Source organism: Escherichia sp. KTE159, from assembly GCF_000408805.1.
Classification (GTDB): Bacteria; Pseudomonadota; Gammaproteobacteria; order Enterobacterales; family Enterobacteriaceae; genus Escherichia; species Escherichia marmotae.
On record NZ_KE137292.1, the window covers coordinates 625,483 to 648,582 of the forward strand.

Here is a 23,100-nt window from a genome sequence, read left to right on the forward strand (position 1 = left end):
TCTTCTCCCTAATCCAGTCGACGTTTGGTTTTCAGCCACGTCAGACCGATAAACATCACCGCCGAAGCGATCAAAAACAGCACATTCACGACCAGCACTACCGGAATATTCCCGGCGAGAAACAGGCTTTGCAGGGTGCTGACGAAATAACGTGCGGGAATAATGTACGTCACCGCGCGGATCACCGCAGGCATACTGTCGATCTGAAAAATAAAGCCAGAGAGCATAATCGACGGCAAGAACGCGGCGTTCAGTGCGACTTGTGCGGCGTTGAACTGGTTGCGGGTAATCGTTGAAATCAGCAGCCCCATCCCCAGCGTACTGAGTAAAAACAGGCTGGAGATAAAAAACAGAATCAGCAGCGAACCGCGATATGGCACACCGAGAATAAATACCGACACCAGCATACACAGCAGCATTGCCAGCATGCCGAGGACGTAATAGGGGAGCAGCTTACACAGCAGCAGTTCCGTGCGGGTAATCTCCGTAGAGAGCAAAGCCTCCATAGTGCCGCGTTCCCACTCCCGCGCCACCACCAGCGAGGTGAGGATCGCGCCGATCACCGTCATGATAATGGTTACAGCACCGGGAATAATAAAGTGCTGGCTAATCGCCGCCGGGTTAAACCAGTAGCGAGTCTGGACGTCAATAAGCGGCTCAAAAGTCTGCCCGTTGTCTTCCGCTCGCTGCATTTGCCAGATCTGCCAGATCCCTTCGACATAACCCTGCACAAAGTTGGCGGTATTTGGCTCGCTGCCGTCGGTAATCACCTGAATTGGCGCGGTGGCGTTGGCACGCTCCATCTGTTCCGCGAAATCCACCGGAATCACCACCAGACCACGAATTTTCCCCGCCTGCATTTTGGCGATTAATTCCTGACGATTATCGCTGATAGTGGCGTCGATATAAGGTGAGCCTGTCATGGTGTGGGTGAAATCCAGCGCCGCTTCGCTACGCTGTTCAAGCAATATTCCGACCCTCAGCTTGCTGGAGTCGAGGTTAATACCGTAGCCAAAAATAAACAGCAGCAACAGCGGGATCACCACCGCAATCAGCCAGCTACTCGGATCGCGAATGATCTGCCGCGTCTCTTTAACGCACAGCGCTCGCACGCGACGCCAGGACAGGATCGGATTACTCATTGCCATGCTCCTTATCCCAGTCGTGGATCAACTGAATAAAGGCTTGCTCCATCGTGGGGTCGGGTTGCTCATCGTTGGCCGATTGCGCTTTCAAATCGTCCGGCGTGCCGCTGGCAATCAGTTTCCCGCGATACACCAGTCCGATGCGGTCGCAATATTCCGCTTCATCCATAAAGTGGGTGGTGACCATCACCGTGACACCTTTCTCTACCATGCTGTTGATATGTAGCCAAAACTCGCGGCGGGTGAGGGGATCGACGCCGGAAGTGGGTTCATCGAGAAACAGAATATCCGGTTCATGCATCAACGAGCAGGCCAGCGCCAGCCGCTGCTTAAAACCTAATGGCAGTTCATCGGTAGCATGTGAGGCAATGCTTTTCAGGCCGAACGCTTCGCTCATACGGGTGATTTTTTCAGTCTGCGCCCGACCGCGTAAGCCATACACGCCGGAGAAAAAGCGTAAATTCTGTTCGACTGTCAGGTTGCCATACAGCGAAAATTTTTGCGCCATATAGCCGAGATGCTGGCGCGCTTTACCGGAACTCTCTTTCAGATCCATTCCCAGCACCAGCGCCTGACCGGAGGTCGGCACCAGCAAGCCGCACATCATCTTAAAGGTGGTGGATTTCCCCGCACCGTTTGGCCCCAGCAAACCAAAGATTTCACCGCGTTTGACGGCAAAATTGACGTGATCGGTGGCGGCAAAATCGCCAAACTTCTTGGTCAGCTCTTTCGCTTCGATCACCGTCTCATCCGGTGAGCCTTCTACCGTATGCAATATTGCGCCCAGCGGTGATTCTGAGGTTCCGGCACCGCCCAGCAAATCAATAAACGCATCTTCAAAGCGAGGTGTGGTTTCGTTGATGTTGATTTCCGGCATTCCGTCGGCGCGGCGAATATCGTCTGGTGTGGCCTCTTTTTTGAGGATCAGACGTACTGATTTCCCCTGAATCATCCCGTCGCTGACCTGCGGCAGTTTCAGCGTTCGTTGCAGCAGTTTGCGGTTGCTTTCGTGCGGGCTGGTCATCAGAAAGCTACGTCCGGCCATGGTTTGCGTCAGAGCCTTCGGTTCTCCCTGATACAGCAACTCACCTTCGTTCATCAGCAATACGTCACGGCACTGTTCGGCTTCATCGAGATATGAGGTACTCCAGAGGATCAGCATCCCTTCGCCTGCCAGTTCGTGCACCATCTGCCACAGCTCGCGCCGTGAGATGGGGTCTACGCCGACGCCGGGTTCATCGAGCAGTAACACTTTCGGCTCACCCACCAGGGTACAGGCCAGCCCGAGTTTTTGTTTCATCCCGCCAGAGAGCTTACCCGCCAGGCGTCCGGTAAATGGGCCAAGAGAAGTAAACTCCAGCAGGCGAGCAAACGTCTGTTTTCGCGCTTCACCGGTTACGCTGCGCAAATCCGCGTACAGATTAAGATTCTCCATCACCGTGAGATCTTCATACAGACCGAATTTCTGCGGCATATAGCCGAGCACCGCGTGTAACGCCGCGTCGTTTTTGATGGGATCAAAGCCAATGACCGTAGCACTGCCGTTGTCGGGTTTCAGTAACCCGGCCAGCATCCGCATCAACGTGGTTTTACCCGCGCCATCCGGCCCCACCAGCCCCGTAACATAACCGGCATGAATGGTACAGTTGAGCGGTGCGACGGCGGGCTTGTCCATACCCGGAAAGCGTTTTTCCAGGCCGTTTAGCGTGATAACGGCATCATTCATGTCCTGCCTCGTCACCGAATTGCACCGTTACTGGCATTCCCTGGCGTAACGCATCATCGGCGTCGGTCACCACAATCCGCAGGCGATAGACAAGGTCGGTGCGCAGATCCGGCGTTTCGACGGTTTTCGGGGTAAATTCAGCGGTAGGTGAGACAAAGCCAATCTGCCCGTGATACGGCTTGTCCGGGCGACCATCGGTATAGAGCAGTACTTTGCGGCCTGGCTGGGCCTGGTCGAGATTGCGCTCATCGACATAGGCACGCACCCACACCGGACGCGTTAGTGAAACGGTAAACACCGTGCCACCTTCATTGAGCACTGTGCCAGGCTCTACCGCGCGGGTTAACAGCGTGCCATCAGAGGGGGCTACCAACGTTGAGTCCTGTAAATTCAGCTCCGCCTGCGCCAGTTGCGCCTGCGCCTGTTCCAGGCTGGCTTTCGCCTGGGCGATGTCCTGTTCACGGTTACCGGAACGGTACTGACGCAATTTATCCTGTGCTGATTTCAGCGTTGCCTGGGCCTGGTCGCGCGAGGAGCGGGCATTTTCCAGGTCGTTTGCCGAAATAGTGCGGCTTTTCCACAATCCTTGCTGACGAGCATAGAAATTCTGCGCATAGTCGTAAGCGGCCTGCGCCTGTTTTACGGCAGCGGCAGCCTGGGCGATTTCTTCATCGCGATAACCGGCAAGCATCAGATCATATTGTGCCTGCGCCACCGAAACGCCTGCTTTCGCCTGCATCAGCGCAATCTCATACGGCTTGTGATCCAGTTCGCCCAGCACCTGACCCGCTTTGATGGCATCACCTTCGTCTACCGCCAGAGATTCAACGCGACCACCGACACGGAAGCTAAGATTAACAGTGCGAATATCCACGTTGCCATACAGCGTCAGGCCGTTATCCTGGCGGCTTTGATACCACCAGTAGCCTCCGGCAACCACGGCGGCAAGTACCACTACCGCCAGTCCAATCACGACAGGTTTTTTCATCACTACAAACTCCTTTGCGATAATCCTTGCAAAATCAGGTCGATATGACAGGTTACCGTCTGGTTAATCAGTTCGGTCTTTTCTTCATCGAACGCGGTCCAGCCGGTACGTAACAGAATCGTTTCTTTGCCGAGACGAAACGCCAGAATCTCGCCAATCAGCGCATGAGTATGGAGGATCATGCGGGTATCGTTGGCGTCACAGCCGGTCCAGGCGGCAATCAGGCGCGTAAGGTGGCTGTGTAGCGGACTAATCACCTGTTCATGCACCAGATGGTAGGCCGCCGTGGGAGAGAGCTGCTCACGGGAGATAAACTTGCTGAGGTTGACGGTATCATCCTGGGTGAGCAGTTGAATCATGTTCCTGCAAGCGCGAAGGATCAGTTCGCGGATAGCGGCGCGATCCGGCTGTGGTTGTGCGAACAAGCGTTCGGCTTCCTCGGCGTGCGGACGGAACTGCTCGCCAATAAAATCGGCAATCCACTGGGCGCAGGCGAGGTATAAATCTTCTTTCGAACCGAAGTAATAGGTGATGGCTGCGATATTCTGCCCGGCCTGGGCGGCGATATCGCGGGTGGTGGCGTTCATTCCATACTCACCAAACTGTGCCAGTGCCGCAGCAATTAGCTGTTTTTTGGCCTGTTCACCTTTGGTTGTCATGGCAGGACTATTCATCGCACAGCCCATTCTTAATCAAATGATTGATTAAGATTATGACTCATTTTTAGCGTTGTCCAGTATGGCTAAGAATTTTAGCAACGCCAGTCACAGGGATAATTTATGCGCTGCGTCACAAAAACTGCTACACTCCGCTCCCTCATGACATTGTGGTTTTTGTCATTTTCCTTTTCAGTATCTCCCTGAAAACTACACCGGTAACGGTCGGGGCGGTTCGGAGTAGTTATGTCTTTCGATTCTTTGGGTTTAAGCCCTGATATCCTGCGCGCCGTTGCCGAGCAAGGTTACCGTGAACCCACCCCTATTCAGCAGCAGGCGATCCCCGCAGTACTGGAAGGCCGTGATCTGATGGCCAGTGCCCAGACCGGCACGGGTAAAACAGCGGGCTTTACGCTGCCGCTATTGCAACACCTGATTTCCCGTGAGCCGCACGCCAAAGGGCGTCGTCCGGTTCGTGCGTTGATCCTCACCCCGACCCGTGAACTGGCGGCGCAGATTGGCGAAAACGTCCGTGATTACAGCAAATACCTGAACATTCGTTCGCTGGTGGTGTTTGGCGGCGTCAGCATTAACCCGCAGATGATGAAACTGCGCGGCGGTGTTGATGTGCTGGTGGCAACGCCCGGGCGTCTGCTGGACCTGGAACACCAGAATGCGGTGAAACTGGATCAGATAGAAATCCTCGTCCTTGATGAAGCTGACCGTATGCTCGATATGGGCTTTATCCACGATATTCGCCGTGTGTTAACAAAGCTGCCCGCGAAACGCCAGAACCTGCTGTTCTCCGCGACTTTCTCTGACGAGATTAAAGCGCTGGCAGAAAAACTGCTGCATAACCCGCTGGAAATCGAAGTGGCGCGCCGTAATACCGCCTCTGAGCAAGTGACCCAGCACGTTCATTTTGTTGATAAGAAACGCAAACGGGAATTACTGTCGCACATGATTGGTAAAGGTAACTGGCAGCAGGTGCTGGTGTTTACACGTACCAAACATGGTGCCAACCATCTGGCAGAACAGCTAAATAAAGATGGCATCCGTAGTGCGGCGATCCACGGTAATAAATCGCAAGGTGCGCGTACTCGTGCGTTGGCCGATTTTAAATCGAGTGATATTCGTGTGCTGGTGGCGACCGATATCGCCGCGCGTGGCCTGGATATCGAAGAGTTGCCACACGTCGTCAACTATGAGCTGCCAAACGTACCGGAAGATTACGTGCACCGCATCGGGCGTACCGGTCGTGCCGCAGCCACCGGCGAAGCGTTATCGCTGGTGTGTGTTGATGAGCACAAACTGTTGCGCGATATCGAAAAACTGCTGAAAAAAGAGATCCCGCGTATCGCTGTTCCGGGCTATGAGCCGGATCCGTCAATTAAAGCCGAACCGATCCAGAACGGTCGCCAGCAACGCAGCGGCGGCGGTCGTGGGCAGAGCGGTGGTCGTAGTCAACAGCAACCGCGTCGCGCAGAAAGCGGTGCGAAGGCTGGTAACGCGAAGCCTGCAGCAAAACCGTCTCGTCGTCTTGGTGATGCCAAACCGGCAGGCGAGCAACAACGTCGCCGCCGTCCGCGTAAACCTGCCGCAGCTCAGTAATCTTTTATGCCGGGTAATGCCCGGCATCTGAGACTGATGACAAACGCAAAACTGCCTGATGCGCTACGCTTATCAGGCCTACGTGGTTCCTACAATATATTGAATTTTAACAACTTGTAGGCCGGATAAGGCGTTCGCGCCGCATCCGGCATATCACTACAAGCGCTAGTCAGCAATTTGCAAGCGCGGCAAAAAGATTTCTCTGTTTTACCGCCCACAAGCCACCCGATGCGTTACTTCTCCGCAGCCAATTGTTCGCGCAGCTCCATTAAAAGGTAGCCCAGGCGATTCTTGCCCTGACCATTACCGCCATCTCCCCAGTAAGCATCATTTTTCGTATGCTCAACCAGTTTCGCTGACGCGGTTGCCAGCAGGAGCGCGCGCAGTTCTGCGTGTTGTTCGAATTTAGCGCGAAGCGCTTTGCGCATCACCTCTTCTTTTATCGACTCCCAGTTTTTACGCAGGGGCTTAGAACGGTCACGCCCCATACGCGCGGCGATCATGGGTGAGGAAATCCGGCGGATCTCTTCGTGGTATTTTTCATCAAGGAACTTTTGTGCCTGAAAATAGTGTTCTGAGGTGGGCCAGGTTTTGCCGTCAATCTTGATGGCCCAGGCGGCAAAGTTAGAAAAATCCCCGTAGTCGTCACTGGTGCTGTAGAAATTTATGATGGTGTCTTGCATGACGTGTTGAATCCTTTGTTGTCGAACAGGAATTAGACCGTATTATCCTGGCGGTTATTGCGAGCCACTTTCCAGAAACAGAAAAATCATTACCCCTGAAAACTGAAAAATGCCACAATATTGGCTGTTTATACAGTATTTCAGGTTTTCTCATGGCATTAACCGCCGCGCTTAAAGCGCAAATTGCCGCCTGGTATAAGGCGCTTCAGGAACAGATCCCCGACTTTATTCCCCGTGCGCCGCAGCGGCAGATGATTGCGGATGTCGCCAAAACACTGGCCGGAGAAGAAGGGCGGCATCTGGCGATTGAAGCCCCCACCGGCGTTGGGAAAACGCTCTCCTATTTGCTCCCCGGCATCGCCATTGCCCGCGAAGAGCAAAAAACGCTGGTGGTGAGTACCGCTAACGTGGCGTTGCAGGATCAGATCTACAGCAAAGATTTGCCGCTGCTGAAAAAGATCATTCCCGATCTAAAATTCACCGCCGCTTTCGGGCGTGGGCGCTACGTTTGCCCGCGTAACCTGACGGCGCTTGCCAGTACCGAACCCACACAACAGGATCTGCTCGCGTTTCTCGACGATGAACTGACACCGAACAATCAGGAAGAACAAAAACGTTGTGCAAAGCTGAAGGGCGATCTCGATACTTATAAATGGGATGGCCTGCGCGATCACACTGATATCGCCATTGATGACGATCTCTGGCGTCGTCTGAGTACCGACAAAGCCAGTTGCCTCAACCGTAACTGTTATTACTACCGCGAATGTCCGTTTTTTGTTGCCCGCCGGGAAATTCAGGAAGCGGAAGTGGTAGTGGCAAACCATGCGCTGGTGATGGCGGCGATGGAAAGCGAAGCGGTATTGCCAGAACCGAAAAATTTGCTGCTGGTGCTGGATGAAGGTCATCACCTGCCGGACGTGGCGCGGGATGCGCTGGAAATGAGCGCGGAAATTACTGCACCCTGGTATCGGCTACAACTGGATCTGTTCACAAAACTGGTCGCCACCTGCATGGAGCAGTTTCGCCCGAAGACCATTCCACCGCTGGCGATCCCTGAACGGTTGAATGCGCATTGTGAAGAGTTGTATGAGCTTATCGCCTCTTTAAACAACATCCTCAATCTCTATATGCCTGCCGGGCAAGAGGCAGAGCACCGTTTTGCGATGGGCGAATTGCCGGATGAAGTACTGGAGATCTGCCAGCGGCTGGCAAAACTGACCGAGATGCTGCGTGGTCTGGCTGAGTTATTCCTCAATGATTTAAGTGAGAAAACCGGTAGCCATGACATTGTGCGTTTGCATCGACTGATTTTGCAGATGAACCGCGCGCTGGGGATGTTTGAGGCGCAGAGCAAACTCTGGCGGCTGGCGTCTCTGGCGCAATCTTCTGGTGCGCCGGTAACCAAATGGGCGACGCGGGAAGAACGCGACGGGCAGCTACATCTCTGGTTTCACTGTGTGGGGATCCGCGTCAGCGATCAACTCGAAAGGCTGCTGTGGCGCAGTATTCCGCACATTATTATCACTTCTGCAACCTTGCGTTCGCTGAACAGTTTTTCGCGTTTGCAGGAGATGAGTGGGTTGAAAGAGAAAGCGGGCGATCGCTTTGTGGCGCTGGATTCCCCCTTCAACCACTGCGAACAGGGCAAAATTGTCATTCCGCAGATGCGTTATGAACCGTCCATTGACAACGAAGAGCAGCATATTGCCGAAATGGCGGCCTTTTTCCGTGAGCAGGTAGAGAGCAAAAAACATCTCGGCATGTTGGTGTTGTTTGCCAGCGGGCGGGCGATGCAGCGATTTCTCGACTATGTGACGGATTTACGTCTGATGTTGCTGGTGCAGGGCGATCAGCCTCGCTACCGCTTAGTTGAACTGCATCGTAAACGCGTTGCTAACGGTGAGCGCAGTGTATTGGTAGGTTTACAGTCTTTTGCCGAAGGCCTTGATCTGAAAGGTGACCTGCTAAGTCAGGTGCATATTCATAAAATCGCCTTTCCCCCCATCGACAGCCCGGTGGTGATCACCGAAGGAGAATGGCTAAAAAGTCTTAATCGTTATCCCTTTGAGGTACAAAGCCTGCCGAGCGCCTCGTTTAACCTGATTCAGCAAGTTGGGCGTCTGATTCGAAGCCACAGTTGCTGGGGTGAAGTGGTGATTTATGATAAACGCTTGTTAACCAAAAACTACGGCAAGCGGTTACTTGATGCCTTACCGGTGTTTCCGATTGAGCAACCAGAAGTCCCTGAAGGTATAGTTAAAAAGAAAGAAAAAGCAAAATCCCCACGCCGTCGGCGGCGTTAATGATGTGAGTCAGGTAAGGAGTCATAAATGGACTATCGCAAAATCATCAAAGAGATCGGGCGCGGCAAAAACCATGCGCGCGATTTAGACCAGGATACGGCGCGCGGCCTGTATGCCCATATGCTCAACGGTGAAGTACCTGACCTTGAGTTGGGCGGCGTATTGATGGCGCTGCGTATCAAAGGGGAAGGGGAAGCAGAGATGCTCGGCTTTTACGAAGCCATGCAAAATCACACCATCAAGTTGACGCCCCCTGTTGGCAAGCCGATGCCTGTTGTTATTCCCAGTTACAACGGTGCACGGAAACAGGCCAACCTGACGCCATTGCTGGCGATCCTGCTGCACAAACTCGGTTTTCCAGTAGTGGTTCACGGTGTTAGCGAAGATCCGACCCGCGTGCTGAGCGAAACCATTTTCGAACTGATGGGGATTACGCCAACGCTGCACGGCGGCCAGGCGCAGGCGAAGCTCGACGAACATCAACCTGTGTTTATGCCTGTAGGCGCGTTTTGCCCGCCGCTGGAAAAACAACTGGCGATGCGCTGGCGAATGGGCGTGCGTAACAGTGCGCATACGCTGGCGAAACTGGCGACGCCATTTGCTGAAGGTGATGCGCTGCGTCTTTCCAGTGTTTCGCATCCGGAATATGTCGGGCGGGTGGCGAAATTCTTTAACGACATCGGTGGGAGGGCGCTGTTAATGCACGGCACCGAAGGCGAAGTGTATGCAAATCCGCAACGCTGTCCGCAAATCAATCTGATTGATCGCGAAGGAACGCGGGTGCTGTATGAAAAACAGGACGATGCAGGCAGTGAGCTACTGATACTGCCAGAAGCAAAAGACCCGGAAACCACTGCGAAGTGGATTGAGCGTTGTCTGGCAGGCAGCGAACCGATTCCCAAATCACTAAAAATCCAGATGGCTTGCTGCCTGGTGGCGGCGGGCGAAGTGGCATCCGTTAGCGATGGCCTGGCGCGCGTTAAGCAATCATTTTAATTTCTCCCCCTGCCGGATGATGAGCGTCATCCGGCCTTTACTCCACAGCAACATGAAATTGCAGCATATTTATTGACCTTCCCGCGTGCGGCGCGCAGCATAAAAAAGCAACAGGCATATAACATAAACAGGAGTTAACTATGGCAAGTGGTCATCGCTTTCATGCCCGGACGCTGCACAACTTTATTCTGACTGTGTTTCGTCAGATGGGTAGCGAGGAACAGGAAGCAAAACTAGTAGCAGATCATTTAATTGCGGCAAATCTGGCAGGGCATGATTCACATGGGGTTGGCATGATCCCGAGCTATGTGCATTCCTGGCGACTGGGTTCTTTGCAAATCAACCATCACGCTAAAATTGTCAAAGATGCGGGGGCAGTGGTCACGCTTGATGGCGATCGTGCATTCGGTCAGGTGGCGGCGTACGAGGCCATGACACTTGGCATTGAAAAAGCGCGTCAGCACGGAATTGCTGCTGTGGCACTGCGTAACTCTCATCATATCGGGCGTATCGGTTACTGGGCGGAACAGTGCGCAGCGGCGGGGTTTGTCTCTGTTCACTTTGTGAGCGTAGTGGGGATTCCGATGGTGGCACCGTTCCATGGTCACGATCGTCGCTTCGGCACCAATCCGTTCTGCGTGGTCTTTCCACGAAAGGATAACTTCCCGCTGTTGCTTGATTATGCCACCAGCGCCATTGCATTTGGCAAAACCCGTGTCGCCTGGCATAAAGGTGTGCCCGTACCGCCAGGCTGCCTGATTGATGTTAACGGCGTGCCGACGACCAATCCGGCAGTGATGCAGGAGTCACCGTTGGGATCACTGCTGACCTTTGCCGAACATAAAGGTTATGCCCTGGCGGCGATGTGCGAAATTCTTGGTGGTGCGCTTTCCGGCGGCAAAACGACCCATCAGGAAACGTTACAAACCAGCCCCGATACCATTCTTAACTGTATGACCACCATCATCGTTAACCCGGAATTGTTCGGCGCGCCAGATTGTGCAGAGCAGACCGAAGCCTTTGTCGAGTGGGTGAAAGCTTCGCCGCATGATGAAGATAAGCCGATTTTGCTGCCAGGCGAATGGGAAGTGAATATGCGCCGTGAACGGCAGGAGCTGGGGATCCCGTTAGATGCCGGGAGCTGGCAGGCGATTTGTGACGCGGCGCGGCAAATTGGTGTACCAGAAGCGACGTTGCAGACTTTCTGCCAATAGTCAGCCAGCGAAAAAAAGCCCGTCCAGTGACGGACGGGCAAACAAGGGTAACATAGGATCAATGAGGGTTAGAGCACATGCGTCTGTCGGTAAACAGACAGGGAAATTCTTTTGCCGGATGCCGGTCAACGGTTCGGATTTTGTAGGCCTGATAAGACGCGGTAGCGTCGCATCAGGCACTTGTTGCCGGATGCGACGTAAACACCTTATCCGACCTGTGAATTACTTATAGATAACCGCAGTTCCGCTTAATTTATTGTTGTTGGTGGCAGAAGTAATGCTGTATCCACTGGCACCAGCCGCCGCAGCTTTTTCTGCCAGTTTTGCTTCCAGCGCGTCGAGGGTGGATGCGCCATCGGCAGAAACTACGCCGATTTTATTCATGCTTTGTGCCTGGGATGCCGTTACCGGTTGTGCCGCGAACACGCCAAATGACAGAGTTGAAAGAGCCATAGCAGCAACAACAGTATTGATAGTTTTCATAATTAATCTCTCGCAGGTGATTTTGTTTAAGTGACGTTGTTTCGTCGATGTGATGAGTATCACGTTTTTTCACGAGAGATAAAATCGAAGAGAATTGACCGCCTTGTTCAAATAAATTGATTGATATCTAAGATGCTGATAATTCATCTATTTGTCGTGCTTATGATTCAATTTTGTACCGCGTGTCAGTTACGGCTGCGTTAAAGGCACGGAATGCCACGCAAAATGCAAATTATACTTGCTGTACTCCATGCCAGTTGTAGTTAACGTAACTGGCTGTCCTTCGAGCCTCTGCGATTATATCCTGTATAAGAATGTTTTTGTAAATCTTTCTCCTGCTGGCAGTGGATGCATAAGCGCACGCCAGGAATGGCTTCCCGACGGGCCTGCGGGATGGGAGCACCGCACTCTTCACATTCATACAGGCTTTCACCACGCGGGATTTCACCCCGAGCGCGGGCAACCGCATCTTCAATTGTACTGTTGATCTGTTCGTTGACGGCGTCATCATTAGCCCAACCGGATGCCATATCGTCCTCCCCATATCAATGCTTGTACAATTAAGTGTAGCTAATATAGGGACAAACTCTGGCAGTTCAATTGTCATATCTCCGACCATTCTCGCAGCAGATTGTGATAAAGATTGAGTAGCGACAGGATTTCTTCACCTTCACCAAAGCGGTTTTTCAGCGACTGAATGTTGTTGTCCAAATCGAACAGCATGGCGCGCTTTTTATCATCGCGGATCATCGACTGGATCCACATAAACGAGGCCATCCGCACGCCGCGCGTGACGGGCGTTACGCTGTGCAGGCTACTCGAAGGATACAACACCAGATCGCCTGCCGGGAGTTTTACCCGATGCTGCCCGAAGGTGTCATTGACGACCAGTTCGCCGCCTTCATAGCTTTGTGGATCGCTCAAAAACAGCGTCGCAGAAAGGTCTGTGCGCATCCAGCCGTTTTGCGGATGACTGCGTACTGCGCCATCCACATGAAAACCATAGGTTTCATTGTGCTGGTAGCGATTAAACAGTGGCGTGGAGATAGTGCGTGGTAAAGCGGCGGCAAAGAACAATGCGTTCTGGTTAACCGCGTTAAGCACCTCAGTTTGCAATGCGGCATATAACGCGCTGCGGGTGTCCACTTGCTGATTGCTCTTAACTTGTGCGCCCTGCGCGCCAGTGGTGACACGACCATCAATCCATTCGGCTTGTTCCAGTTGTTCACGAAGACGTGCGACGTCCTGTGGCGATAACACGCCGGGAATGTGGTACATCATACAAGTTCTCCAAAAAGTGGGGCTTCACCCCACACCGATTTTTAACAGCAGGTGCTTTGTTCATGCCGGATGCGGCGTGAATGCCTTATCCGGCCTACCAAATGATGTGAACTCAACGTGTTGCACAACCTTGTAGGCCTGATAAGCGCAGCGCATCAGGCAGTCCTGTTCTCGCCATCAATCTTAGTAAGCCCTGCGCCCCATATCTGAATCAGAAATGCATATTGGCGGTGAGCAGGAAGGTTCTTGGCTCGCCCGGATGATAGCGGTAGCCGCTCTTGTTAATCGAGGCCACGTAATTGGTATCAAACAGGTTGTAGACGTTTAACTGGAAATCGAGGTTGCGATTGACGCGATAGCCCAATTTGGCATCGGCAACCCAATAACCTTCAGTAAACGCCGGAGTTCCCACCGCGCCGTCAGAACCTTTATGCATACTGCCGATATAGCGTGCGCCTGCACCAATGGAGATATCATCCGTTGCCTGATACTGGCTCCATAAGGTAAAGGCGTGTTCTGGCGTATACGGCAGTGATGACGAACCATCCTGAGCCACGTCCGCACCATTTTTAATGGTCGCTTTTTGCTGGGTATATCCGCCAATCACCTGCCATGCGGGAGTGATATTTCCAGCCACGGAAATCTCATAGCCTTCGACGCGCTTTTTACCGTACTGCGAGTAAGTCCCGTCGTCGTTTTGCTCAACTTCATTTTCGATATCGGTACGGAACAGCGCGGCAGTTAGTAGCAGGCGTTTATCCAGCACTTGCCATTTGGTGCCAATTTCGCTGGTCTTCGCTTTTTGCGGTTTAAAGTCGGTGCGGTTGGCGCTGTTACCGCTGCCAGACTGTGCAAGAGCGAAGTTGCTGCCGCCAGGCGGTTGTTGGGAAACAGCATAGTTGACGTAGACATTGCCATTTTCCGTCAGATGATACAGCGCCCCGGCTTTCCAGTTGACCAGATTGCCCGACCTGGCGGTGTCGACGGTGGTGACCGGAGAACCGTTTGCCGCGCCAGTTGGGCAGGTGACGGCACCGCGACCACTGCCGCCGCAGGCGGTAGCACTGTCATATTCAGTATGATAATTGTCCAGACGGATCCCGCCGTTCAGCTCAAAATCACGGGTGATTTGCAGCGTATCGAAGGCATAAATCGCGAAGGTATCTGTCTGGCCGTTAGCATTGGCACCGTTGCGCGTCAGACTGCCAGGATGAATGCTGCTGTCAGGATGGTAAATGTTCACCGGCGGTAACGTCACCGGATTAACGCCGTAGTTGGTCTGCGTTTCGCGGGTAAATTCCACGCCGGTACTGACATCATGGGCGATTGAACCGGTATAGAACGCCGACGTCAGGTTAGTCTGGTTGGTGAGGATTTTATTACTCACATCTTTAGTATTCGCCGTGCGTGACCACGTCCAGCTATCCACATTGCTGGTGGGCTGGGTAATATTCGATGCTCCGCCCATAATCGCCGTCATCAGATAATCCTGCTTCACGCGCGACCAGCGGGTGGTATTACGAATGGTGGTGTTATCGCTGATGTCATGTTCAAAACGCATAGTGGCGGTATCGGTGGTCGAATCGTCGTAATCGGAGTCCGTACCATAAAAGTTATGCGTATCCACTTTACCGGAATGGTTCAGTGCCGCCGTTCCTGCAGAAGGTGCGGAATAACCCGGCAAACCAATGGTCGGAATGCCGCCGTCCGGCGTGTTGTGCTGGGTAACGTGTAAATAGTTGAGATACAAACGCGTCGACGTACCGAGGCCTAATGCCACGGAAGGGGCGACGCCGTAACGTTCATTTTTAACCTTATCGCGCCCGGCATCGTGCGTTTTTTCGCCCATCACATTCAGGCGCACTGCGCTGGTGTCACCAATCACCTGATTGACGTCCAGTGTGCCGCGACGGAACCAGGCGCTACCAATACTGGCAGAGGCGTCAATACCAGAGTCATTACGTGGCTGTTTACTGATCATATTGATCGAACCCGTCGGCGCGCTGCGTCCGTAATCGGTGCCGGATGGGCCTTTAATGACTTCCACCTGTTCGGTATTGAAAGTGTCACGTGAGACACTACCAATATCGCGGATGCCATCAATATAAATGCTGTTAGAGGTATCCGCACCGCGCATATAAATGGCGTCGCCGGTAGTGGAATTACCATTCTCACCGGCAAAAAATGCGCCCACGCCAGGTACGTTTTTTAGCGCGTCAGTAAGGTTGGTTGCGCCCTGATCTTTTATCACCTGTTCAGAAATCACCGTCATTGTGCGGGTGGTATCGATGACCGGGCGGGAGAATTTTGGATCGGCAGATTTAAGTGGCGCATAAAGCGAAGGCGTCGATGCCTCGACAACCAGTGTATCATCAGCGTTTTGTTGCCCTTCTGCGGCGAGAGCCTGTGGCACAGGCGTGATGCCGATACAAAGACCGGCAAAGAACGTGAGCGAATGAAAGGGTCTGGCAGGGAAATTGCGATTGTTTTCCATTTGGCAGGTGACTTTTTCTTATATGTTTAAATTTTCACTGTCACGAGAAAGCGTCTCTGCGGATGCGATGCCACTGTTAATCCCGTAATAGTAATCTTGAAGTGATAATAATTTTGATAAGCATTATCACCTGGCGCGATTTTCTATCACCCATTGCGTGAAAAATAAATACATTTATTTACATTGTGTTCATATTTGATGTTTTTTGCTTACAAAACAGGCGAAAACTGCATCCAGAGGCGAATGCAGTTGCGTTGGTGTGGTTATTTGTAGATGGTTGCAGTACCGAACATCTGATCATTTCCGCCTGCGGAATTAATGACATAACCTTTCGCGCCTTGTTCGCGCGCTTTTTCTGCCAGTTTTTCCTCCAGATCGCTTAGGTTAGATGCACCGGTTGCCGAAACGGTTCCGGCTGGCCGTAGTTGACCGCTGTCCTGGTTACTCAGAGGTTGCGCGGCATAAGCCGTGAAGGTGATTCCGCTCAGGACGGTGGCAAGCAGTAGTGCGAGGCACTTTTTCATAATGACATCCTCATAAATACAACGAGTAGTGCCTGATAAGTGTAGGTCTCCTGCGTGATGAGAATGACGCAAAAAATTGACAGAGATGTGCTTGTTTTTTGAATGATGTATTTTTACAAAACCAGACAAATCAATGACATGCAGGGGGCTGATTTTTATGGTGAATTGCTGAAAAATGCAGTCAGGTTAAGGTTTTGAGTCATGTTAAACGCAGCCAGATATTTACCCTGCCGCGTTATGCGGGTATCTTACGCCGCTGCTTAAAGGAGAATGCTATGTCCGCCCAGAAACCGGGGTTGCACCCGCGCAACCGTCATCACAGCCGCTACGATCTCGCCACGCTCTGTCAGGTGAATCCTGAACTGAAGCCATTTCTCACGCTTACCCCTGCCGGTGAGCAAAGCGTAGACTTCGCCAATCCGCTGGCGGTGAAGGCGCTCAACAAGGCGTTGCTGGCACATTTTTATGCCGTGGCGAACTGGGATATTCCTGACGGTTTTCTGTGTCCGCCAGTACCTGGCCGGGCGGATTATATTCATCATCTTGCCGATTTACTGGCTGAGGCGACCGGAACAATTCCGGCCAGTGCCAGCATTCTGGATATCGGCGTTGGCGCGAACTGTATTTATCCGCTGATTGGCGTACATGAATATGGCTGGCGTTTTACCGGTACTGAAACTAACAGTCAGGCGTTAAGCAGCGCGCAGGCGATCATCAGCGCCAATCCGGGGCTTAACCGCGCCATCCGCCTGCGTCGGCAAAAAGAGAATAGTGCTATTTTTAACGGCATTATCCATAAAAATGAGCAATATGACGCAACCTTGTGTAACCCGCCGTTCCACGACTCTGCCGCGGCAGCGCGTGCTGGTAGCGAGCGCAAACGGCGTAATCTCGGATTAAACAGAGACGATGCGTTGAACTTTGGCGGTCAGCAGCAGGAGCTGTGGTGCGAAGGCGGTGAAGTGGCTTTCATCAAAAAGATGATTGAAGAGAGTAAAGGCTTTGCGAAGCAGGTAATGTGGTTCACCTCGCTGGTTTCTCGTGGCGAAAACTTACCGCCGTTGTATCGTGCTCTGACGGATGTTGGCGCGGTAAAAGTGGTCAAAAAAGAGATGGCCCAGGGGCAAAAGCAGAGCCGCTTCATTGCCTGGACCTTTATGAACGACGAACAGCGTCGTCGTTTTGCCAATCGTCAGCGTTAAAGTGTCGGTTCTCCCGGTAGTAATGGTTCTGCCGGGGTAACGCCCGGAGCAGGCAGCACTTGATAAGTCTGTATCGGTGCGCGAACACCCGCCTGGTCGAAATGTTTTTTTACCTGGCTGTCGAGGGCAAAACGTACTGTCCACTGTTTGAGTGGCAGCGTGGTAAACGAAACACGCAGTGTAAACGCGGTATTGCTTAAGCCAACAATTCCGGCAAAGTTAGGTTCACCGATAATCAGCCCGCGAACTTCTTCATTTTCCATCACTTCCGCCACGGCATCTTTTAGCGCCTGATTGGCTTTATCGGCATCTTCATGACGATCAACATCGTAATTCGCCACCACAGAGCCAATGCCGCGGACAAAGTTGGCAAAGGTGGTTATCGAGGACCACGGAATAATGTGATAAGCCCCGGTATCCTGGCGCACGCCCACGGATCGAATCGACATGCGTTCAACCGTGCCGGTCAGCGGCCCGATGGTGACTAAATCTCCGGTATTCATGCCGTTTTCAAACTGAATAAACACCCCGGTAATAATATCTTTCACCAGCGTTTGCGAACCGAAGGAAATCGCCAGCCCTAACGCTCCGGCTCCTGCCAGTAGCGGTGCAATATTGACGCCAATTTCCGACAACACAATCATAATGGTGATGGTACTGATTACCACCGCCAGCGCGTTGCGAAACAGTGTCAGCAGGGTACGCGTGCGGGCGCTGGGCAGCGGGCGACCATGAATATCCGAAGCCAGCCGATTTTCGATCAAACTGGCGAGTACCGTCCAGCCAACTGCCGAGAAGAAAAGGATGAGAGCGATGCGGATCAGGATATCCACCGTTTTCTGCCCCGCGCCGTTTTGCAGCCAGTTCCAGAAATCGAACAGTCCCCAGGCGCTGAATAGTAGCATCACCGCTACGCACACTGTCAGAATACGTGCCGTTTTCAGCGCCGCCGACAGCCAGCCGTTCAGCCGTTTTTGCAGTTCCGGATAGTTACGCTGAGTGTGTGGCGAAAGGGTAATGGTTTTTGCCAGCCAGCGAGAAAACATACCGGAAACAAACGCCGCGATCCCAATAATCGCCAGGCTACGCACCGTCGCGCCCATCATAAATTTCAGGCTGTTTCCTGGGTCAAATAACGAGAAGAAAAACAGCACGATAAAATAGGCGCTTGCCAGCCAGTGCCACACCAGCGCAAAAGCACGAATAAACAGACTGAAAAAGGCCAGTGAGTGTTCCGCGAAGTTGAGCAAATGCTGGGTAATCTCTTTTTTATTACGGAATATCAGATACAACGCCCACACCGTCATACACAGCATGATGATGACGTTCGCAAGTGCCCCGATTTGCACATTCACCTGGTTTGAGATAATCGGTACAGCCACAATCAGGCCATAACCAATCAGGCCGCTTAGCCAGCTAAGGCGGCGGCACCAGTAGCGGGCACTCTCATCCTGAATAGAGAATGGACGCAGTTCAGCAACGTTCGGGCAGAAAATCAGGCGTAAAACAGCTTTGAAAAATTCAATCAGGGCGAAAGCATTGAGAAACAGACTCTGTTGAAAAGCAATGGTGCGGCTGCCCGCATTCAGGTTGTCGCTTAAAACCTGACCGACAAATAATGTCAGTGCCAGTAACAGCAGGTCGATAATAAACGCACCGATAATCATCGCCGGAAGCTGCAACCAGTTACTGCGCTCACGATTTTTCTGCCGCGCCCACAGACCCATTTTGCGATATAACGGCAGTGCGCACAGGCGAACCAGCCAGTAAAAACTAAACACTAAAACGGCCAGCATGGAAAAATGGGTAAGGGCGTTGCTGAAGGTTTGCGGATTAAACGGTTTATGTGGGGAGCCAGTAATATTGCGATAAAGTTGCCCGAAGCGTGAGGAGAGAGCTTCACCATAATGGCGACTGACTTCGGTCACCTTTTGTAGCACGGTTTGCTCTTCAACCAGCGTTGGCGGCACGATCTTCGGTACGGGTTCCGCGGGGGGCGTGGCGGCGACGGTGCGTAACTGATCGACCAGCTCTTTGCGCGAGGTGTCATTATCCAGCACATCCGCCAGTGCACCATAGGCCGCTTTTTTTTGTTCAATATCCGGTTCCGGAGCCGGTTCAGTCGTTGGGGCCGTTGTCGTTGTGGTTGTAACGCCGGGTATGGATACCGCGTGGGCAGGTGCGCCCAGCAGGCAGAAGAGGATGAACAGGATCCACCGCATGACTCCTCCAGTGAGAAAATAGAGCAAAAAGATAAGTATAGATGCTGGGGGAGGGGGAATTTTAAATGAGAGGAATCTGGTGTTCCTCCCTTTCGGGTGAAAGGGAGGAAGGGATATTAAGCAGGTTGCTGATAACGTGCGGGCTTTTTTGCCGAATGCGGCGTGAACGCTCCTACAAATTTATGCAATTTCAATAAGTTGCTATATATTCTGTAGGACTGATAAGCGTAGCACATCAGGCAATGGGTCTTATTAAGAGACGTGCTGTAAAAATTCCTGCAAACGCTGGCTTGGCGGATTCTTGATCAACACCTGTGGATTGCCATCTTCCGCAATCCGGCCTTTGTCGATAAAGATAAGACGTGAAGCCACTTTTTCGGCAAAACCGATTTCGTGGGTTACGATCACCATCGTCATACCTTCCTCTGCCAGATCCTGCATGACCTTCAGCACTTCATGGCGCAGTTCCGGATCAAGAGCCGATGTCGGTTCATCGAACAACATCATTTTCGGCTTCACCGCCAGCGCACGGGCAATCGCCACACGCTGTTGCTGACCACCAGAAAGCTCGGAAGGGTAGTGATGCGCGCGTTCCGCGAGGCCAACTTTCGCCAGCAGTTCACGCGCCAGTTTTTCTGCGTCTTCTTTGTTTGCACCACGCACGCGCAGCGGGCCAAACATTACGTTTTCAAGCGCAGTCAGGTGCGGGAAGAGGTAAAACTGCTGGAACACCATGCCTGCTTCCTGGCGAATCAGACGCTCGTCAACTTTCGGATCGTTAACCTTCAGGCCATCGACAATCAGATCGCCGGAGGTGATTTCTTCCAGTTTGTTGATGCAGCGCAGCAGGGTTGATTTACCCGAACCGGATGGTCCGATAATCACCACCACTTCGCCCTGGCTAATGTTCAAATCGATATTGTGCAGCACCTGGGTTGGCCCAAAGTGCTTGGAGACGTTTTTAAATTCAATCACAGGATTTTCATCCTTCTTTCCAGACGACGCAGAACAAAGCTCAGCACCAGGGTAATAATCAGATAGAACACCGCTACGGCGCTCCAGATCTCAAGGGCGCGGAAGTTACCGGCAATAATTTCTTGTCCCTGACGGGTCAGTTCCGCCACGCCGATAACAATAAACAGCGAGGTGTCTTTAATGCTGATGATCCACTGGTTGCCCAGTGGCGGCAGCATACGGCGCAGTGCCAGCGGTAAAATCACGTAGCGAATGGTTTCCCAGCGTGAAAGACCGAGCGCCAGCCCGGCTTCACGAAAACCTTTGTGGATTGACAATACCGCTCCACGGGTAATTTCCGCGATGTACGCGCCGGAGTTGATCATGATGGTGACCACCGCCGCAGTAAACGGATCGATACGTAAGTCGTTAAACGCCATCGGCAGGGCGAAGTAGATAAACATTACCTGGACGACGATAGGTGTCCCGCGGATCACTTCAATAAAGACCAGCGCGACGTGGTTGGCTATCCAACCACCGAAGGTGCGTGCAAAACCAGCCGCCAGGCCGATCACCAGGCCGCCAGCCAGACCGAGGACAGAAATCCACAGAGTCATTTTAGCGCCTTCGATCAGAAGCGGAATGGCCGGCCAGATGGCACTCCAGTCAAACTGCATATGTTGTTCCTGTTACCGTGGTGTAAATACCCTGAGCCAGAAGACTGGCTGGGCGAAACGCAGGCCCGGTATGCAAAAGGCCACCGGGCCATAAATTAAAGGCAATAATTATTTCGGCTCAGTACCGAACCATTTTTTGTAGATTTCGTTGTAAGTTCCGTTCTCGCGCAGGGTTTTCAACGCGCCGTTGACCTTGTCACGCAGTTCGTCGCTACCTTTCGGGAACGCAATACCGTATTGCTGAGCTTCCAGGGAGTCACCTACCGCTTTGAACTGGCCGTTACCGGCGGTTTTGATGAAGTACAGAATGTTTGGTGTATCGTGCAAAACAGCGTCTGCGCGGTTGGTGCCCAGTTCCATATAGGCGTTATCGATATTCGGGAACTGACGTAGATCTTTGGTTTTGATGTTAGTTTTTGCGTAATCAACGGAACCCGTGCCGCTCTTCACTGCAACGACTTTACCGTCGAGATCTTTCACGCTTTTCACATCGTTATTGTTGGCTTTTACCATCACCAACAGGCCGCTTTTGTAGTAGCCGTCAGAGAAATCGATCGCTTTTTTACGCTCGTCGGTAATAGTGATGCCCGCCAGTGCCAGATCGATGTTTTTGGTTTGTAATGCCGGAATAATGCCGCTGAAATCCATCGGTTTCAGTTCGTAATCCAACTTCAGTTCTTTAGCAATTGCCGCCCACAGATCGACATCAAAGCCCACGTATTTGTCGCCCTGTTTAAATTCAAACGGAACGAAAGCGGTATCTGTCGCGACAACTAATTTTTTATCCGCGGCATGAGAAGAAACCGCAAAAGCCAGGGTCAGTGCAGCCAGTGAAACTTTTAATACAGACTTCATAGCATTTCCTTTTTTCTATCCACGGGACGATCCCCTGCGTGACATTCATATATATGAAAAAATCGTGCCAGTTTTGCAACCCGTTGATTTTTCGAGATGCGACGAAATCTTACTGCACGATCTATGGGGCAACGCCCCCAGATTGCACCATTCTGGGGCACCAAAGTGGTGCGCTAAAATTGTGCAGTCAGCACAATGATCATTTAGCGTAAATCCTGATGAAAAAACAATCTTTATGTAACGATTGTGTGATGTTGTGGATACAAAAAATTTACTTATTCAGCCGGGAACGGTAGATGAATGCACTAAAAAAGTGCATTAAGAAGGGCAGCAAAGCAAAACGGCCTCCTGTCAGGAAGCCGTTTCATTGCGTACTAAAGTTTTGAACCATCAGCGATGGATTTATTCGATGTTAGATTCGATAAACCACAGGAATTTATCCAGGTCGCGGGAAGCGGCGGTCAGAATATCCGCAGTGTCATCATCTTTTGCTTCCCCGATTGCTTTACGTACGTCATTGGCGACAATCGCGTAACGGTCTGCCAGTTCTTTCAGGTGATCCTGAACGTTGTGGATGTCCAGCGGGTAGCTTTTCAGCGGTGTTTTGCTATTGATAACTTGAGTGGTGCCAAGGGCAACGCCGCCCAGTTGTACCGCACGTTCCGCCATGGTATCCAGGTGATCAATCAGGGCTGTACGGAAGCCATCCAGCATTTCATGTACGGCAATGAAGTTAGCGCCGCGCATATTCCAGTGCGCTTGTTTAGTAATCAAAGAAAGATCAATAAACTGGATAACCTGACGATTCAGCAACTCTACTGTTGCTTTCTTCTCGCTGTCAGAGACATCGTTGCGGGTATAAAGCAGATTGGTCGCTTTTGATTTAACTAATTTAGCGGTACTCATAATTTCATATCCTCTTGATGTTATGTCCCAGCAATTAACGGGATTAAGTATAGCACCGGCTATGTATTTCGCTATTGTGGCTGTTCCTATCGCACTAATAGCGGTAATAAACGTGAAAAATAAAATCTGATATAAATTCAGTAAGTTATATGTAATGATAAGAACGATTCTTATTTATTT

Annotated in this window: 20 protein-coding genes; 5 read left to right on the plus strand and 15 right to left on the minus strand. The window is 52.0% G+C overall.

What is annotated here, in order from left to right:
- Positions 1-8 precede the first annotated feature (8 nt).
- From A31E_RS18415 to cecR, 4 genes are read right to left on the minus strand one after another with little or no spacing between them, the layout of a single operon-like run.
- Positions 9-1,142: an ABC transporter permease gene (locus A31E_RS18415; protein ID WP_016248501.1), complete on the minus strand. Its 1,134-nt coding sequence runs from the start codon at positions 1,140-1,142 to the stop codon at positions 9-11.
- On the minus strand, positions 1,135-2,871 hold the full coding sequence (locus A31E_RS18410) for an ATP-binding cassette domain-containing protein (protein WP_000997115.1): 1,737 nt from the start codon (positions 2,869-2,871) through the stop codon (positions 1,135-1,137). The genes A31E_RS18415 and A31E_RS18410 overlap by 8 nt, the downstream gene beginning before the upstream one ends.
- A complete protein-coding gene (gene hlyD / locus A31E_RS18405) occupies positions 2,864-3,859 on the minus strand; it encodes a secretion protein HlyD (RefSeq protein ID WP_001516038.1) in 996 nt (331 codons plus the stop codon). Before hlyD ends, A31E_RS18410 begins: the two co-directional genes overlap by 8 nt.
- Positions 3,860-3,861: 2 nt before the next feature.
- Complete coding sequence (gene cecR, locus A31E_RS18400; protein WP_024191852.1) at positions 3,862-4,533, minus strand: DNA-binding transcriptional regulator CecR; 672 nt, start codon at positions 4,531-4,533, stop codon at positions 3,862-3,864.
- A 228-nt stretch (positions 4,534-4,761) separates the two neighbouring features.
- Here cecR and rhlE point away from each other — a divergent pair, with 228 nt between their 5' ends.
- On the plus strand, positions 4,762-6,126 hold the full coding sequence (gene rhlE, locus A31E_RS18395) for an ATP-dependent RNA helicase RhlE (protein WP_016248502.1): 1,365 nt from the start codon (positions 4,762-4,764) through the stop codon (positions 6,124-6,126).
- Between the two features lie 233 nt (positions 6,127-6,359).
- Here the strand turns inward: rhlE and A31E_RS18390 are convergent, their stop codons facing one another.
- Positions 6,360-6,842, minus strand: coding sequence for an NADAR family protein (locus A31E_RS18390; RefSeq protein ID WP_072274915.1), 483 nt, complete (start codon positions 6,840-6,842; stop codon positions 6,360-6,362).
- Positions 6,843-6,961: 119 nt separating this feature from the next.
- Between A31E_RS18390 and dinG the strand changes: the two genes are divergently transcribed.
- The 3 genes from dinG to A31E_RS18375 all read left to right on the plus strand — a co-directional run bounded on the left by dinG (position 6,962) and on the right by A31E_RS18375 (position 11,322).
- Positions 6,962-9,112, plus strand: coding sequence for an ATP-dependent DNA helicase DinG (gene dinG / locus A31E_RS18385; protein WP_016248503.1), 2,151 nt, complete (start codon positions 6,962-6,964; stop codon positions 9,110-9,112).
- Between the two features lie 27 nt (positions 9,113-9,139).
- A complete protein-coding gene (gene ybiB, locus A31E_RS18380; RefSeq protein WP_016248504.1) occupies positions 9,140-10,108 on the plus strand; it encodes a DNA-binding protein YbiB in 969 nt (322 codons plus the stop codon).
- A 140-nt stretch (positions 10,109-10,248) separates the two neighbouring features.
- The gene (locus tag A31E_RS18375) at positions 10,249-11,322 is read left to right on the plus strand and encodes a malate/lactate/ureidoglycolate dehydrogenase (RefSeq protein ID WP_016248505.1); all 1,074 of its coding nucleotides are present in this window, start codon (positions 10,249-10,251) and stop codon (positions 11,320-11,322) included.
- A gap of 222 nt (positions 11,323-11,544) precedes the next feature.
- On the opposite strand, the gene ybiJ is transcribed toward A31E_RS18375, so the two are convergent.
- The 5 genes from ybiJ to mcbA form a co-directional block, all read right to left on the minus strand.
- Positions 11,545-11,805, minus strand: a complete 261-nt coding sequence (gene ybiJ / locus A31E_RS18370) for a DUF1471 family protein YbiJ (protein ID WP_000849310.1) — start codon at positions 11,803-11,805, stop codon at positions 11,545-11,547.
- 263 nt (positions 11,806-12,068) lie between these two features.
- Entirely contained in the window at positions 12,069-12,335 is a 267-nt protein-coding gene (gene ybiI / locus A31E_RS18365) for a C4-type zinc finger protein YbiI (protein ID WP_016248506.1), read from the minus strand.
- Between the two features lie 73 nt (positions 12,336-12,408).
- On the minus strand, positions 12,409-13,086 hold the full coding sequence (ybiX, locus tag A31E_RS18360) for a PKHD-type hydroxylase YbiX (RefSeq protein WP_024193558.1): 678 nt from the start codon (positions 13,084-13,086) through the stop codon (positions 12,409-12,411).
- Positions 13,087-13,297: 211 nt separating this feature from the next.
- Positions 13,298-15,580, minus strand: coding sequence for a catecholate siderophore receptor Fiu (locus A31E_RS18355; RefSeq protein WP_016248508.1), 2,283 nt, complete (start codon positions 15,578-15,580; stop codon positions 13,298-13,300).
- Between the two features lie 263 nt (positions 15,581-15,843).
- On the minus strand, positions 15,844-16,104 hold the full coding sequence (gene mcbA / locus A31E_RS25645; protein WP_001516045.1) for a DUF1471 family periplasmic protein McbA: 261 nt from the start codon (positions 16,102-16,104) through the stop codon (positions 15,844-15,846).
- A gap of 275 nt (positions 16,105-16,379) precedes the next feature.
- On the opposite strand from mcbA, the gene rlmF reads away from it, so the two are divergent.
- Positions 16,380-17,306, plus strand: coding sequence for a 23S rRNA (adenine(1618)-N(6))-methyltransferase RlmF (gene rlmF, locus A31E_RS18345; protein ID WP_016248509.1), 927 nt, complete (start codon positions 16,380-16,382; stop codon positions 17,304-17,306).
- Here the strand turns inward: rlmF and ybiO are convergent.
- The 5 genes from ybiO to dps form a co-directional block, all read right to left on the minus strand.
- Entirely contained in the window at positions 17,303-19,528 is a 2,226-nt protein-coding gene (ybiO, locus tag A31E_RS18340; protein ID WP_016248510.1) for a mechanosensitive channel protein, read from the minus strand. The genes rlmF and ybiO overlap by 4 nt on opposite strands.
- Before the next feature lie 252 nt (positions 19,529-19,780).
- Positions 19,781-20,503, minus strand: coding sequence for a glutamine ABC transporter ATP-binding protein GlnQ (gene glnQ / locus A31E_RS18335; protein ID WP_000569100.1), 723 nt, complete (start codon positions 20,501-20,503; stop codon positions 19,781-19,783).
- Complete coding sequence (gene glnP, locus A31E_RS18330; RefSeq protein WP_001159054.1) at positions 20,500-21,159, minus strand: glutamine ABC transporter permease GlnP; 660 nt, start codon at positions 21,157-21,159, stop codon at positions 20,500-20,502. The genes glnQ and glnP overlap by 4 nt, the downstream gene beginning before the upstream one ends.
- A gap of 108 nt (positions 21,160-21,267) precedes the next feature.
- Positions 21,268-22,014: a glutamine ABC transporter substrate-binding protein GlnH gene (glnH, locus tag A31E_RS18325; RefSeq protein WP_001516049.1), complete on the minus strand. Its 747-nt coding sequence runs from the start codon at positions 22,012-22,014 to the stop codon at positions 21,268-21,270.
- 402 nt (positions 22,015-22,416) lie between these two features.
- Positions 22,417-22,920, minus strand: coding sequence for a DNA starvation/stationary phase protection protein Dps (gene dps / locus A31E_RS18320; protein ID WP_000100800.1), 504 nt, complete (start codon positions 22,918-22,920; stop codon positions 22,417-22,419).
- Positions 22,921-23,100 lie beyond the last annotated feature (180 nt).